Here is a 15,736-nt window from a genome sequence, read left to right as displayed (position 1 = left end):
TTTATGGTTCAAAAATTAAAAGATTTATTACAATTTTCATATTGCCCTTGATCACATTTTAAGGTTGCGGCTATTGCTATTGATGATCAAGGTAGAGAGTGACCTGGGGTTAATGTTGAAAACGCAGCATTTCCATCTGGATTATGTGCTGAGCGTTCAGCATTATTTGGTTCAGTTGCACACGGGGCAAAAGTAGGAACATTTAAAGAAATTTATGTAATTTCATCAGGAGAGGGTGTAATTTCGCCTTGTGCAGGATGCCGTCAAGTAATGACAGAATTTATGACTGATGATTCATTGGTACACTTGTTTAATGGAGCAGGCGACATTAAAAAAACATTTAAATTAGGTGAATTAGTGCCATTACCAATCAGAAGTGAACAAATTAAATAATGAAGGTAGCTATTGTAACGATAATTGGTCGCCCAAATGTTGGTAAATCATCATTATTGAATTCTATTCTTAACTATGAGTTAGCAATAGTTTCAAATATTCCACAAACAACACGCGACCAAATTAGTGGTGTTTATAACGAGGAAGGGTATCAAATTGTTTTTGTTGATACACCTGGTGTTCATAAACCGCTAAATAAATTAGGCGAATCCTTAAATAAAAACGCTTTCGATGCTTTAAGCGGAATAGACTGCGTGTTATTTTTAACTCCTGTAAATGAACCTATTGGTCAAGGTGATAAAAATATTTTGGAAAAAATTAAGTCAAGAGATAATAAAATAGCCGTAATTTCAAAAATTGATTTAGCTAAATCACCTTCCGAAATTCAAGATAAGATAACACAATTAAATGAGTATGGATTCAATAAAATTTTGAGTGTATCAACATCAAATCCTAATTCTATAAGGATGCTAATTGATGAATTAAAAACTTTTACGGAGGATGGAAACCCATACTACGACGAGGATTATATAACTGATAAATCAATGCGATTCATGACAAAAGAAATAATTCGTGTATCGGCAATGAAATTGTTACGTGAAGAATTACCACACTCAATTGCTGTTGAAGTTTCTGAGTTTATTGAAGATTATAATTTGATCAGTATAGAGGCAGTAATTTATGTAAAAAAAGACTCACAAAAAGGAATGGTTATTGGAAAAAATGCTCAGATGATAAAGCAAATTGGAACCAATGCTAGAAAGCAAATAATGAATCTTTTTGGAATTAAGGTAGACCTAAGATTAAAAGTTAAAACAGCTAATAAATGAATAAATGATGCTAAATTCTTAAAAAAATTTGGCTATTAGATGAGGTAAATATGAATAGAAAATATTTAGATAAAGTGTTTGCAGAACATAATGTTGACGCAATTGTTTCGGAAGCTGCACAAACAAGACTATGATACACCGGAATTCAAACAACTGACGGATATTTGGTGATAGAAAAAAATAATGCTCACTTATTTGTTGATGGAAGATATATTGAGTATGCTCGAAATAATGCAAAAAATGCAGAGATTCATTTGTTGCAAGGTAGTGCTTTAAAAGACTTTTTTGCGAAGAAAAAATATAAAAAAGTCGCTTTTGAAAAAGACTATTTAAACTTGCAAACTTATGAATATTTAAAAAATATTATTGGCGCAGATGAAGAAGTTTGAATTTTGGGACAAGAGTTAAGAATTATAAAATCAGCAGAAGAAATTCAAAAAATTCAAGATGCAGTCGATAAATCAATGAAAAGTTTATGACAATTAAAAAAATGAATAACTCCTGGTTTTACTGAAAAACAGGTTGCAGCAAAACTTAACTATTTAATGAAATTGAATGGCGTTGATAAAGAGAGTTTTGATGAAATCATTGCAACCGGACCTTCATCAGCGGAACCACATCATCATCCAACTGATCGAAAATTAGTCGCTGGTGATCTGTTAAAAATAGATTTTGGTGCATTATATAAAGGTTATTCAGCAGATATTACACGTACATTCATTCTTTGGGATGAAAGGGGAGATGATACTCCAAACGATCCGAAAGCAAAAGAGATTCTAGATATTGTTTTAGGTGCTGCAAAAGCAGGGAGAGATGCTGTTCGACCAGGAATTAAAGCTAGTGAAATTGATCGAATTTGTCGTGAATATATTGAAAAAGCCGGTTATGGAGAGTATTTTGTTCACGGAACAGGTCATGGATTAGGCATCGATGTGCATGAATTACCATACGTTAGTTCAAAAGGTAAAGATTACATTTTAGAGCCAGGAATGATTATTACTGTTGAGCCAGGTATTTACATTGAAGGTCTGGGCGGAGCTAGAAATGAAGATGATGTTTTAGTGACCGAAACTGGCCGTTATGTATTTTCGAATCCGGAAGAGTAGTTTTGACAGAAAAAGATAGAAAAACTTATAAAAAAATGTATGAGGATACAATTTGTAGCCCATACATTTCTTATATAGAACGAATTAAAACTCTAAAAGCTATTAAAACAGCAATTCAAGGCAATATAGAATTAGTATCAAAGGCTCTAAGCTCGGATCTTAATAAACATAAGAGCGAAGCATATTTTAGTGAAATCGGATTAGTTTTGAAGGAGTTATCTTTAACCATTTCACAACTTAAAAAATGGATGAAACCAAAAAGAGCAAAAACACCAATTTTATTATTTGGAGGTAGTTCAAAATTAATTCCACAAGCAATGGGGATAGCATTAATAATTAGTCCATGGAATTACCCTTTTTATCTTTCATTAATGCCTATTATATCTGCGATTGCGGCTGGTAATAGAGTAATTTTGAAGCCATCGGAATCAAGTCCTGAAACTAGTTATTTACTGACGAATTTATTTAATAATACAGTAGATTCGCGTTATATTTACGTTATGTCATCGGACGTGGATAGTACCAAAGAAATGCTTATGAATAAATTTGATATAGTATTTTTTACTGGGTCTCAACGTGTTGGTTCATTAGTACGTCAACAATTATGTTCTACGAATACAGCGATAATTTTAGAGCTAGGTGGCAAATGCCCTGTCATAATCGATCAAAACATTAATATTGACCAATCTGTTGAAAAAGTCTTTAATTCTAAGGTGATAAATGCTGGACAAACTTGTGTAGCTCCGGATTATGTCGCAATTCATAAAGATAAAATAGATATTTTTATTGATAAGTTCAATAAATTATCATCAGAGTTCGAAAAACATATTGATGAGTATCCAAAAATAATTAATAAAAAACATTTTGATAGGTTGCTAAATTTAGCTAAAAACACAGAATTGACAGTGAAAGATACAAAAATACTTCCAAAAGCAATAAAAACAACTTTTAACAGTGAGTTAATGGTTGATGAGATTTTTGGGCCATTATTACCTGTTGTTTCATATAGTGAGATATCTGAGGTTTTAGATTTTATTAAATCAAATGGGGAACCGCTTGCAACGTATGTATTCACGAAAAGTAAAAATTTTGAAAACGTTATTGTAGAACGGGTGCGTACTGGTGCGGTCGTAACTAATGAAATAATGTTGCAATTAGCTAATTATAATTTACCATTTGGGGGCGTTGGGTCATCAGGGTGAGGTCGCAGTCATGGTTATCAAGGTTTTTTAGCATTTTCAAATGTTGTGAGTTGTTATTCTAGATGAGGCTTTGGCACAAAACTAAATACTCATCCATATACAGATAAAAAGATTAATTTAATTAAGAAATTTTTAAAATAATAATATTAAAAGTAACAAAAATAGCTTTTTTAAAGCATTTTTTAGCTATTTTTACACATTAATATATAATTAAACTCATGAAAGAATTAGATAAAATTACACCTTTAGAAAAAGATTTTTCGCGCTGATATACAGATGTTGTTAAACAGGGAAACCTGATTGCCTATGGACCGTTAAAAGGAACATTAGTTTTTAAACCGAATTCTTATGGTATTTGAGAATTGATTCAGAAACAATTAAATGAAGAGTTTAAAAATTATGGAGTTCAAAACGTCTATTTACCACTTTTAATTCCGGAAAGATTATTTAATAAAGAAAAAGAGCATGTCGATGGTTTTAACCCTGAGTTAGCGACCATTACTCACGTTGGAAATGAAAAACTTGATGAGAAAGTTTTTGTAAGGCCTACATCAGAAGTTTTATTTGCAGATTTGTTTAAAAATTCTATCGAATCATACAAGGATTTACCAATTATCTACAATCAATGAGCAAATGTTGTGCGTTGGGAAAAAACAACCAATCCATTTTTAAGAAGTCGTGAGTTTTTATGACAAGAAGGGCATACTTGCCACAACAACCCTCGTGAGGCAAGACATTTAACTAGAACTATGATTTCTGTTTATGCTAAATTTTTGAAAAATTACCTTGCTATTCCAGTTATTATTGGTAAAAAAACACCAAAAGAAAAATTTGCAGGAGCATGTTCAACTTATACTATCGAAGCGATGATGAAAGATGGACGAGCTTTACAGGCGGGCACATCACATTATTTAGCTCAGAATTTTTCTAAAACTTTTGGGATCGTTTTTAAAGATGAAAACAACAATCAAGAGTACGCTTACCAAACATCTTGAGGTGTTTCAACTCGCTTATTAGGGGCTATAATTATGACTCATGGAGATAACCGTGGAATAATTATCCCTCCATATGTAGCACCTGTTCAAATTGATATTTTGGAATTATTTGGAGCTAAAAATACTGAGGTTCAAGAAACCGTGAATGAATTAGAAAAAAGTTTAGGTAGAATTTATCGAGTCCGTGTTGATAGAAGCGATAAAAATCCAGGTTTTAAAGCTTCTAATTCAGAAATTCAAGGCACGCCACTTCGTATTGAAGTAGGGCCAAGAGATCTCGAAAATGGTTTAGTCACTCTTGTTCGCCGTGATACACTTGAAAAAATACAGTTGCCAGTAGATCAAGTAAAAGCGAAAATTAAAGGAATTTTAGCTGATATTCACAATAATTTATATCAAAACGCTAAACAACGTTTGGATAGCAATATAGTTATCATCGATAATTATGAAGATTTTAAACAAGGAATTAAAGAACAAAAATTTGTATACGCTCCATTCTGTTGTCATGAAGCTGAAGAAAAGGCTATTCAAGAAGAAACAGGAGCAACAACTCGGTGCATTCCTAAATCCTTAACAAAAATAGAAAAAATGGGCCCATGTATAACATGTCGCAGAAAAACCAAAAGATTTGTCGTTTTTGCTCGAGCTTATTAATCATTATGCCTAGCCCTTTTGGCTAGGCTTTTTTTATTTAAAAAGGAGTAAAATGACCGATTATTCTGTCCTATTAAGAGGAATTAAAACGCAAAGCAATTTAACTAAATACAAAGCAGTGCAAGATATAAGTCAACTTGAGTTGGCACAAGCAAAGAAAAAATATTGAGAAGAATTTTCATTAAATAGTTATGATAAACTTAATCAAGTACGTGATAGAAATTTATATAGATTTTTATCAAACAGTATGAAAACCGCAATATCAACCTTAACAAGATTTGAAATGGAGATATTTGAACGTGAGTTTGTATGATATATCGAAGATTCGCAATGATATGAAGACTTTTGTTCAAAATCAACATACTATAAACGTCGAAATTCGTTAGTTGATAAATTTTTAAATATTTATTTAGATTAAAGTTAAAACCGCAGCTTGGGTTGCGGTTTGTTTGTTAAGCAATTATTATATTTAGTATAATAAAAAATACATATTCATATCAGGAGGTGGCAAAAATGCAAGATGTTCTTCGTTTTAAAAAATTTTGTGAATCTATTAAATTTGAGATTCCGCAAAGCATGCAACAAACTGCATTAAAAATGTCGGATAAGGCATTTTTAAACGACACATTATCTGTTCAAATTATTTTTGCTGATGAGGTTAAAATTAATGATTATTTTACTCTTTATAATTTAATTAAAAATAATCGCAATTATAAAATTTCGCCAGATTTTGAATTTGATTTTTTACAGTATAAACGCGATAATTTGATTGAATTTATTGTTTTTTTAATAAATATGAAACCGAAATACTCAAAATTGAGACAAATAAATTGAGTTAATAATCTTGAATTTGTTGGGGATTATACTACACGTATAATATCAATTGATAAACTAGGTTATAATGAATTTTCACAATTAATTCGCAATCTTGAACGTGAACTTCGCGAATATGGTTTTAATCATTTAATACTTTCTCCTGAATTAAAAGAAATTGAATTCAGTGCTCCGTTAGAAACAATTGATCTTAAGGAAGAAATTCGTAAATATGAAGAATTAAGCCGTAAAAATCAAAAAAATGTTAAGCAATCCCATACCGCTGAAAAAACTGGGTTTAAGCCTCGTTCTCAACGTAGATACCAAATCTGTAAAATTGAAGAAATTAACGAATTTGAGGAAAAATCGCTAGTTGAATTTAGTGGAGAATTATATGAGTTCGATTCGCGCCAAACCAAAAACGGCAAACATATTTATATATTATCAATCGCTGACGGGACGGATGCGATTTTAGCACGCTGATTTTTAACTGAACCTATTTCTCCTGAGGTAATTAAAAAGGATTTTGTCCTTGGGAATTATCTTCGTATTCAAGGTTCAGTTGGCGGTCGAACGCAAGGTAAGTACGAAGGATTTGTTTTCGTTGATAATTATGCCGTGGTTGAAAATCCAAATGGTATAGTTTATGATAACCCAAATGACACAAAAAAACGTGTAGAATTGCACATTTGTTCAAAATTCAATACAATGGATGGAATAATTGACCCTAATGAGGTTATTGAACGAGCTGAGAAATTAGGTATGAGTGCGGTTGCGATTAATGATTTAGATGCTGTACAAGCATATCCAAAATTTTTTGCGGCCGCAAAAAAATCGAAGGTTAAAGCGCTTTATGGAGCTTCATACTCCACTTTCAAAAAAAATCCACAAGTTTTTTTAAATTATGTACCTAATGGAAGTATTTCAAGCACTAATTTTGTATCTTTTGACATCGAGACAACCGGTCTTAGCCCTTTATTTCATGAATTAATTGAGTATGGTTCGCATTCAGTGCCTGTTAGTGGTCAGGCGCCTGAAATCCAGCAATTTTTCTTAAAACCAAAAGAAGAAATTAAACCATTTACACACAGATTAACTGGCATTAGTCAAAAAATGATTGATGAAAAAGGACTTGATTATAAATTAGGTTTGCAAAAAATTTATGATGCTTTGCATAATAATGTAGCTCTTGCTCACAACGCAAAATTTGACTTTAATTTTTTGAAAGAGCAATTTAGATTGCATGATATGGAATTTCCTAATGTTGCTGTTATCGATACGTTAGTAGTTTCTCGTTTATTATTTCCAGAGAGAAAAAAACATTCATTAGGTGATTTAGCGAATTTTTTAGGAGTAAAATATGACCCTAATACTGCTCACCGCGCCGATTATGATGCAAAAGTCTTAGCGCAGGTTTGAGTTGAATTAGTGCATGAAATGAAACTAAAAAATATTACAACTTTTGCTGATTTGCAAAATTATTCATTAAAAAACCAGTATAAAGATAGATTTCCATTTTCAATTAGTGTTTTAGCACGTTCGCAAGCAGGGTTAAAAAAACAATTTGAAATGATATCAAAATGTTTAACAACTAATTTTACTGATCGCCCCAAAACCTATTTTGAGGATATAAAAAGCGACCCTGACTTATTATTTGGTTCGGGCACTCTAAAGTCTAAATTGCTTGATACGTATTTTTATTCAACACGCAGTGAGTTTGAAGATGAAATTCAACGTTATGACTATATTGAAATACCCGCTCCACAAGTGTTCAAACACTGAGTAGAGACTGATTTTATTACTCAGAATCAATTAGAATACGCACTAAAAGATATAATACTAACTGCTAAAAAATATAATAAAATTCCGGTTGCGACAGGTGATGTTCGTTATCTAGACCCTGCTGATAAAAAAGCTTTTGAGGTTTTAGTTTATGCCAATGGAATCGGACATACTAAACACTATCTTTACAGTTATGAGCGAGCAAGAGAAAATACGATGTCTATACCTGACCAGTGGTTTTTAAATACTACACAGATGCTGGCACAATTTAGTTTTCTTGATGATGAACAATTAATTAACGAAGTAGTAATTGAAAATACAAACAAAATTGCTGATATGTGTGAAGAAATTGAAGTGACTAAAAAAGATTTATACACACCTAAATTTGATGACTCGGCAGTTAAATTAAAAAAATTGGTTTATGACACTGCACATGATAAATATGGTGAAGATTTACCTGAAATAATAGAAAAACGTATTGAAGCTGAATTGACGCCGATTATTAAATATGGTTTTGACGTTATATACTGAATTTCACATAAATTGGTTAAAAAATCCCTAGATGAAGGTTACTTTGTAGGTTCGCGTGGATCGGTTGGTTCCTCACTGGTAGCAACCCTAACTAATATTAGTGAGGTAAACCCGATTGAGCCATATTATTTGTGCCCTAATTGTAAGTTTTTTGAATTGGCAAAGATTGATGGTGTAACATCGGCATATGATCTTCCAGCTAAAAAATGTAATAAGTGCAATGTAGATTTATTACGTGAAGGTCACACGATTGCTTTTGAAACTTTCCTAGGATTTAATGCCGACAAAGTTCCTGATATTGACCTTAACTTTTCTGGGGATTTCCAAAGCGAGGTTCACAATGAGGTTAAGAGATTATTTGGTGAATCGCACACACTTAGAGCCGGCACTATATCTACTGTCGCTTTTAAGACTGGGTATCAATTTGTTAAGAATTTTTGCGAAGAAACACGCAAAAATTATTCATCATCATACACAGCTTATTTAGCTAAAAAAATTGAAGGCGTTAAACGAACAACAGGACAACATCCAGGTGGAATTATTATTATTCCAAAAGAATATGATGTTAGCGATTTTACGCCAATTAATTATCCCGCAGATGACAATACTTCATCTTGATTTACGACGCATTTCGATTTTAAGGCAATACACGATAATGTTTTAAAATTAGATTTATTAGGGCATGATAACCCTACTGTAATTAAAATGCTTGAAAAATACACAGGAATCAATATTTCTCAGGTACCTAAAAATGATAAAGACACTTTTGAATTATTTTCTTCAACATCGCCATTAGGGATTGAATCAATTCAAATAGGCAATGAACCAACAGGTGCATTGGGTTTACCAGAATTTGGAACTTCATTTGTGCGTCAAATGCTGACGCAAGTTAAGCCTCGCTCATTTGCTGATTTAGTTTCAGTTTCTGGATTGAGTCATGGAACTGATGTGTGAATTGACAATAATCAAGATTTGATTATGAAGCAAGGGTTTAAATTATCTGAAATATTTAGCTGTCGTGATGACATTTTAGCTAAGTTAGTTTCACAAGGCGTACCTAACAAATTTGCTTTTGATATTATGGAAAAAGTACGTAAAGGTAAAGGTTTAACAAAAGATGAGGAGGCTAAACTTACGGAGTTCGGGGTACCTAATTGACAACTAGATTCAATGAATAAAATTGCTTATATGTTCCCAAAAGCTCACGCAGTGGCGTATGTTTTGATGGGTTATTGAATCGGTTGATTTAAAATTCACTATCCATTAGCATTTTACGCATCATATTTTGCTACACACGCTAAAGCAGTGGATATTGCAAGCATGGTTGATGTTAAAGGCGGAAAAAAGGCTCATAACAAACTTGTTTTACTTCAATCTTTATCTAAAGAGGAACTCACAACAAAAGATAAAGATTTAATGCCAACCCTAGAAATTACAAGAGAACTTTACGCACGAGGTTTATATATTGCTAATATAGATCTTGAAAAATCGCTAGCACACGAATGATTAATTGACAATGAGAACCAATGTTTAATTCCACCATTCAAATCATTAGACGGATTAGGTGATGCAGTTGCTGAATCGATTGTTAATACTCGTGAGCAGAAACAATTTACTTCGATTGAGGACTTTGCATCTCGGGCAAAAGTGAATAAAACATTAATTGAAAAATTAAAACAAATTGGCGTTTTTTCAAATATTGATGAAACTGACCAAATAAGTTTATTTTAAGAGGATTATGGAACAAATGAAAAACGATAAATATAAAAAACCAACATTTTGAAATATTTTTATACTAATAATTATGATTACATTTGTTGGTTTTGGTGGTGGAAATGCCTTGATGCCAGTAATTAAACGATATGTAGTTGATAAATACGGCTGAATTGATTCGGATGAGTTTGACAAAAGCGTTGTTGTTACAAATATGTTGCCAGGGCCTATGGCGATTCAAGTGTTATCTTATATTTCAATTAAATCGTTAGGTTTTTGAAAAGGGATGCTGGTAGTCACATTAGGGGCAATACCGCATGTTTTATTAACTATAGCTTTATTCTTTTTAATTAATTTATTACCCCTCAAATATTTATATGTTGTTCAAGTTGGTGTTTTAGTAGCGATTACTGGTTGTTTAATTGGTTTTGGTTGGAATTACTTCATTAAAGGTAGAAAGCAAACGGGCATAACTCTATGAATGATTTTGTTTATTTCTACTCTTGCTTTTTCTCTTTTTGTACCGGTTCCTTATAATTTACCAATCGGTATTATGTTGTTAATTATCGCAATTTATTCAACTTATTACATAATTAAAAAACGTACAAAAATACGTCAAAATATTGACAAAACATTGAATAATGAAGGAGGCGAAAAATAATGGCACTATTAGCTTTATTAGTTTCAATTCCTTTAATAGCTTTAATCTCACTTTCTATATTTGGTGGTGGCCAAATATTTATGCCAATATTCAATTGACTTTGAGAATCTTTTAATCAATGATTTAGTACCAACATTTCTCGCGAAAGCATTGATGCAGTCTTTGCAGTTTCTAATTCAACGCCAGGTATTTTAAGTCCAAAATTTGCAGCATTAACTGGTTATTTAGTGGCAGGAGGCGAATGGTGAGGTTATGTGGCGATGATATTAACATATTTAGCTTTTGTTCTTCCGGCAATTTTAATGATGCAATTAGCTATTAAATATGTTGATAAATTTGAGCACTCACCTTACTTAAAAAGGTTGATACAAATTATGAACCCCGTTGTTACCGGAATTATCATTGCATTATCTATTCAATTATTTATTGCCACAATAGCACCCAACATTTATTTTAATAAGTCTATATCTGAGTATGTTGGTTGAAAAAACTTAACAGATCAAAAATTACAATTCTTTAGTAATTGAAGGAGATATGTTTTATATGTTTACGTACCTGTTGGAGTTGGTTTGAATTTATCATTGTACATGAAAAAATCTCCTATGTTCGCTCTAATTATTGCTAATGTTATAGTTTCCTTAATTCTTTTTCAACCTTGATTAAATTAACCGCAAAAGCGGTTTTTTGATTGCAATTTAAAAATAAAAGTCGACTTTAGAAAGTCGACATTTTGAATTATTTTTTCTCTTTGTGGTTTGTGTGAGTTCTACATTTAGCACAGTATTTGTTTAATTCCACTTTTTCAGGGTGATTTTTTTTGTTTTTTTTGCCAATGTAGTTTTCCATTTTACAGGTTGTACATTGAAAAGTAAATCCTTCTCTTGGCATGTTAATCTCCTATGATTATTATTCTAAATTTGATTTATTTTGGTTTTTGAAATAATTGTGAGTACTCCATTTTTGAAGTCAATGCTAATTATAAACGTAATTATTGTTTTAATAAGCATTTTTTCAGTTTAAAAAGTAATTTTCGGGTATTAATACTGCTATGTCATCTTTTGTTCAAGTTTTAATAGCTTATTAATTGCTTTTTTGACGCTATCATAAGCTGCTGATCTAGTTGTGGCTTGAATATTTGCAATTTCTTGATAACTTAAATTCTCAAAAAAATAAAGCTGAAAACTTTGTTGTTGCGTCTGAGTTAAAAAGTTCTTGAAACGCTCGAAAAGGGTGATGTAATGCTCTCGTTGGTCAATGTCGCTAATTGTTGATTTCACTGGCATCTATTAATTCTTTCGTCATTGTGTAAATAAATTTTTCAAGGTCAAATTCTTCAAGGTCATCTAAACCCTCACCTAACCCAATATATTTTACATTCAAGTCAAATTCATCTTTAATTGAAAGAACGATTCCACCCTTACTTGTTCCATCCATTTTGGTCAAAATAATACCGCTTGGATTCGCTACTTCTTTAAAGTGGCGAGCTTGACTAATTCCATTTTGTCCTGTGGTAGCGTCTAAAACCAATAAGCATTCATGTGGAGCATCATTTTGAAAACGAGTAATTATTCCGTACATTTTTTCAAGCTCTTTCATTAAGTTAATTTTATTTTGCAATCTACCAGCAGTATCAATCAGCAACAAGTCATAATTCTCATTTTTAGCTTTTTGTAATGAATCATAAACAACTGAGGCAGGATCTGCTCCTTCCTTAGCTGGTTTTATAATATCGGCCCCCGCTCTTTGCGATCAAACCTCTAATTGACTAACGGCCCCCGCCCTAAATGTGTCGGCGGCAGCAACAAGAACCTTTTTACCCATTTTTACATATTTATGAGCGATTTTAGCCACAGACGTAGTTTTACCAGAACCGTTAACACCAACAAAAACAAAAATATTTAAGCGTCCATCCTCAAAGTTTAGGGTGGTATCAACAACGCTTTTGTTGGTATAAATAACAAACATTTGATCAGCGGTTAATTCACCTAAATCTTTACTATTTTGCAAATTGCGAGCTCTAACTTCATTTTTTAGGTGTGAAATAATTGCATAAACCAATGAAGCACTAATATCTGACATAATCAAAATTTCTTCTAATTCATCAAAAAATTCTTCGTTAATTTTTTTATGTTTATTTTGTAAATTGAATATTTTTTGACCCAAACTTGATGCATTTGACAATCCAACACTATATTTTTCAAGTTTTTTGCTTTCAATAAGTTTTTGTTCTTCTAATTGTTCTATTTCTTTTTCTTTTTCGGCAACTTTGTCTTTTTTCTTACCAAAAATTTTATCTTTTAAAAATTTAAAAAATCCCATATTAAATAAATTGTATTCTAAAAAATATTTTGTATAAATAAATGTACATATCGGTAAATTAAAATAAATATACTCAATATTATGTTTTGTGATAATTCAATATATAATTTAATTGTAAACATTTAGATTTTATTTTTGCTTTTAATAAGTTAAGTGCAAATAAAACGTTAATAATCAATAAAAGCACATAATAATTCTAATTAAGGTTTAATTAGAAAAAAGAATCATAAATCAACACAACTTTAATAGTTTTATCTTTTTTTTACGAATTTTAAGAGCAGCAAAAATATTTCTAAGAATATTAAGTTTAAAAAAGCGGGTAACCGCATGAGGAAAATATGCCGAACTACAAAAATAAGGAAATGTCTTTTCCTTTGTTGGGCGCCATAGTAAATGTTCAAGCATACAAGTATAACGGACATTTATATCGACAATGAAACGGAGTTAAAGTAATAAGAAACACTGAAGATCATTTTGCATTGTTTATGTATAAAACAAAAGTTGCAGAGTGTGAAAAATCTTCATGAATTTACCGCGAGCCAGTCATTTGGTTCATGCCAAAAAATGAAAATTATAATGCGTTAGTAATGCTTAAGAAAAAACATAATTACATTTATGTTAATTTAGCCTCAAAACCAATATACGAAGATAACACAATTAAGTTTATTGACTTTGATTTAGATTTGAAAGTGTATCCGCGCCGTGATATTTCAATTGTTGATCGTGAGGAATTTAATGAAAACTCTCGCAAGTTTAATTATCCCGAGAATTTAAAAAAAATGATTTTTGAAGCGGTTGAACAATTAATTGATAAATATGATAAGCAACAGTATTTTTTCAATTCTAAATTAATTGATTATTATATTGATGTTGTTATCAAAGATAATTCACTCCCACGCAACTTCCGTAATCGTAATACTAAAAGTTAGTTTATATGGCTTATAGCCCACTTAAGAAATAAAACAAAAATACGGGGAACCGTATTTTTTACTGAATAAATACTGAAAAATACTTAGTTTTGAACTTGATTCAAGGAAACAATAATCATTGGTTCTTTATTAAAAGTCTTAAATATTTTCTTGCGAATGACTGTTCGTGCACGGTTTTGAAAGTCTTTTAGTCCTTCAAATGTTTCAGTATCCATGATAGATGCCATAGTTGTTACAATTAATTCCTCAGCTTGTTTTTTATCTTCCTTCGAAAGAGAACCGATAATATTAATTTGCACTTTACCAACAATTTTTTTAGTAATTGGACTATACGTTGATGTAATGATGATTGCTCCGTCGCGCCCCAACATTTCTCTTTCAGCAATAACTTCAGTACTTATATCACCAATTCCAAAGCCATCAATAATAACATCACCAACATTCTTAACTTTGCCTTTTGTACTTGCTAATTTTCCGTTAATAAAGTGAGCAATTTTACCATTTTGTAGCAATAAACAATTTTGAGTTCTTATGCCAGCGTCTTGACTTATGTATTTAGTAGCTTCGGCAAGATAACGATATAAACCTTGTGCAGGGATAACATATTGTGGATTAATTTTTTTCACTAAATCAATTAGGTCTTGACGGGCAGGACGGTGTCTATAAAATTCCTTGTTTGAAACGTCGGAAATTTTTGGTGTTATACGCGCAATTTCATCAAGGGCAATGGCCGCTAAACTTTCCAAACCGTCAATAGGAGGCGCTATCATAATTACATTATCAGTGTTTTTTAACTTTAAATATACATCATTGCCATCTGTAATTCGTAAGAACCGCGAATATAGGCGCTCAATTGAACCTGTTACCAAAATTACTGCATTTTCAGTGCGATTAGCATATTTATAGTCAATTAATTCAGGTAATTTTAATTGAGGATGTTCCTTAGCCATTAATTGGTATAGCTGGCCATAAGTTTTACCATATGTCACGATTGGTCGCTTGGTTAAATATGCCATTTCGACAATCTGATGTATTGAAACCATTTCTTCATCGTAAGCACCAATAATAATTCTTTCTTTGGGGTTAGCGTTCATAAATACATCTTTAACTGACTGAGGTAATTTAATTTTATTGACTGCTTTCCCTGAATAATTTGCTCGTCCTGCATCTACGACTAGGGCTAATAATTTTCGTTTTGTAAAGGCACGTTGTAAAAAGTTAAAATCTATTTTTCCATATACCCCCAAATCGCCTTCGACAAAGTTAAACATGAATAACACATCACCATCAGGAGTTACAAAATCAAATCCAACTTGGCCAGGCATTGAACCTGCAAGTTCAATTGGTTGAACAAATATATCCCCAATTTTAGTCATTTTCGCAATAGTTGTAACTTTATATGATCGATTTACGATTTTATATTTAGATAAACGTTCGTTAATAATCGCTCTGTTAAAAGCTGAGGTATAAATAGTTAAATTTGGTACGTGCATCAGCAATCAAGGAAGTGCTGAAAATGTATCATTTTTAACATCTGTAATAAATACACCAGCAATTCGATCCTGATTTTTTTCTAGGTATGTGAAATCAGGAATTAGTATATCTACTCCATTTTTTGAGTTGATTGGAACCTTTGTTCCTGTGTTCACGATGTAAATTTTTTCATTAAATTCAAAGATGTAGCAGTTTTTGCCATTTTCATCTAGTCCGCCTAAGGCAAATATATTTATGTGGTTCATAAATCTCCTATCTATATTATCAATTATTATCGAGAAATACTAAAATTAATTAATTTATATAAATAAATA

14 protein-coding genes are annotated in these 15,736 nt (G+C 31.5%); 10 read left to right on the top strand and 4 right to left on the bottom strand.

The features are described 5' to 3' along the window. Positions 1-3: 3 nt before the first annotated feature. From cdd to MCFN_RS02920, 9 genes are all read left to right on the top strand, one after another. Positions 4-393, top strand: coding sequence for a cytidine deaminase (gene cdd, locus MCFN_RS02960; protein ID WP_038562203.1), 390 nt, complete (start codon positions 4-6; stop codon positions 391-393). Then, complete coding sequence (gene era / locus MCFN_RS02955) at positions 393-1,262, top strand: GTPase Era (RefSeq protein ID WP_038562201.1); 870 nt, start codon at positions 393-395, stop codon at positions 1,260-1,262. The genes cdd and era overlap by 1 nt, the downstream gene beginning before the upstream one ends. Positions 1,263-1,273: 11 nt before the next feature. Next, a complete protein-coding gene (locus tag MCFN_RS02950; protein WP_038562199.1) occupies positions 1,274-2,329 on the top strand; it encodes an aminopeptidase P family protein in 1,056 nt (351 codons plus the stop codon). Between the two features lie 2 nt (positions 2,330-2,331). Next, entirely contained in the window at positions 2,332-3,672 is a 1,341-nt protein-coding gene (locus MCFN_RS02945; protein WP_051604588.1) for an aldehyde dehydrogenase family protein, read from the top strand. Between the two features lie 77 nt (positions 3,673-3,749). Continuing rightward, on the top strand, positions 3,750-5,180 hold the full coding sequence (proS, locus tag MCFN_RS02940; RefSeq protein ID WP_038562197.1) for a proline--tRNA ligase: 1,431 nt from the start codon (positions 3,750-3,752) through the stop codon (positions 5,178-5,180). 52 nt (positions 5,181-5,232) lie between these two features. Continuing rightward, positions 5,233-5,598, top strand: a complete 366-nt coding sequence (locus MCFN_RS02935) for an MG284/MPN403 family protein (protein ID WP_038562195.1) — start codon at positions 5,233-5,235, stop codon at positions 5,596-5,598. A gap of 95 nt (positions 5,599-5,693) precedes the next feature. Then, the gene (locus tag MCFN_RS02930) at positions 5,694-10,037 is read left to right on the top strand and encodes a PolC-type DNA polymerase III (protein ID WP_038562192.1); all 4,344 of its coding nucleotides are present in this window, start codon (positions 5,694-5,696) and stop codon (positions 10,035-10,037) included. A gap of 7 nt (positions 10,038-10,044) precedes the next feature. Further along, complete coding sequence (locus MCFN_RS02925; RefSeq protein ID WP_038562189.1) at positions 10,045-10,680, top strand: chromate transporter; 636 nt, start codon at positions 10,045-10,047, stop codon at positions 10,678-10,680. Then, positions 10,680-11,348: a chromate transporter gene (locus tag MCFN_RS02920; RefSeq protein ID WP_038562186.1), complete on the top strand. Its 669-nt coding sequence runs from the start codon at positions 10,680-10,682 to the stop codon at positions 11,346-11,348. Before MCFN_RS02925 ends, MCFN_RS02920 begins: the two co-directional genes overlap by 1 nt. A 67-nt stretch (positions 11,349-11,415) precedes the next feature. On the opposite strand, the gene rpmG is transcribed toward MCFN_RS02920, so the two are convergent. From rpmG to ftsY, 3 genes are all read right to left on the bottom strand, one after another. Further along, positions 11,416-11,568 carry a 50S ribosomal protein L33 gene (gene rpmG, locus MCFN_RS02915; RefSeq protein WP_038562183.1) on the bottom strand — a complete coding sequence of 51 codons (153 nt, stop codon included), beginning with the start codon at positions 11,566-11,568 and terminating at the stop codon, positions 11,416-11,418. A 158-nt stretch (positions 11,569-11,726) separates the two neighbouring features. Continuing rightward, on the bottom strand, positions 11,727-11,963 hold the full coding sequence (locus MCFN_RS02910; protein ID WP_038562180.1) for a sigma factor-like helix-turn-helix DNA-binding protein: 237 nt from the start codon (positions 11,961-11,963) through the stop codon (positions 11,727-11,729). Continuing rightward, a complete protein-coding gene (gene ftsY / locus MCFN_RS02905; RefSeq protein ID WP_038562177.1) occupies positions 11,941-12,999 on the bottom strand; it encodes a signal recognition particle-docking protein FtsY in 1,059 nt (352 codons plus the stop codon). Before ftsY ends, MCFN_RS02910 begins: the two co-directional genes overlap by 23 nt. A 338-nt stretch (positions 13,000-13,337) precedes the next feature. Here ftsY and MCFN_RS02900 point away from each other — a divergent pair, with 338 nt between their 5' ends. Further along, positions 13,338-13,928: a DUF402 domain-containing protein gene (locus MCFN_RS02900; RefSeq protein WP_038562175.1), complete on the top strand. Its 591-nt coding sequence runs from the start codon at positions 13,338-13,340 to the stop codon at positions 13,926-13,928. An 83-nt stretch (positions 13,929-14,011) separates the two neighbouring features. Here the strand turns inward: MCFN_RS02900 and MCFN_RS02895 are convergent, their stop codons facing one another. Beyond that, positions 14,012-15,667, bottom strand: a complete 1,656-nt coding sequence (locus MCFN_RS02895; protein ID WP_038562172.1) for an MBL fold metallo-hydrolase RNA specificity domain-containing protein — start codon at positions 15,665-15,667, stop codon at positions 14,012-14,014. Positions 15,668-15,736 lie beyond the last annotated feature (69 nt).

The organism is Mycoplasmopsis californica (assembly GCF_000695835.1).
In the GTDB taxonomy this organism is placed as follows: Bacteria; Bacillota_I; Bacilli_A; order Mycoplasmatales; family Metamycoplasmataceae; genus Mycoplasmopsis; species Mycoplasmopsis californica.
The sequence above is the reverse complement of the archived record's forward strand: the minus strand, read 5'-3'. Positions and strand labels throughout refer to the sequence as shown.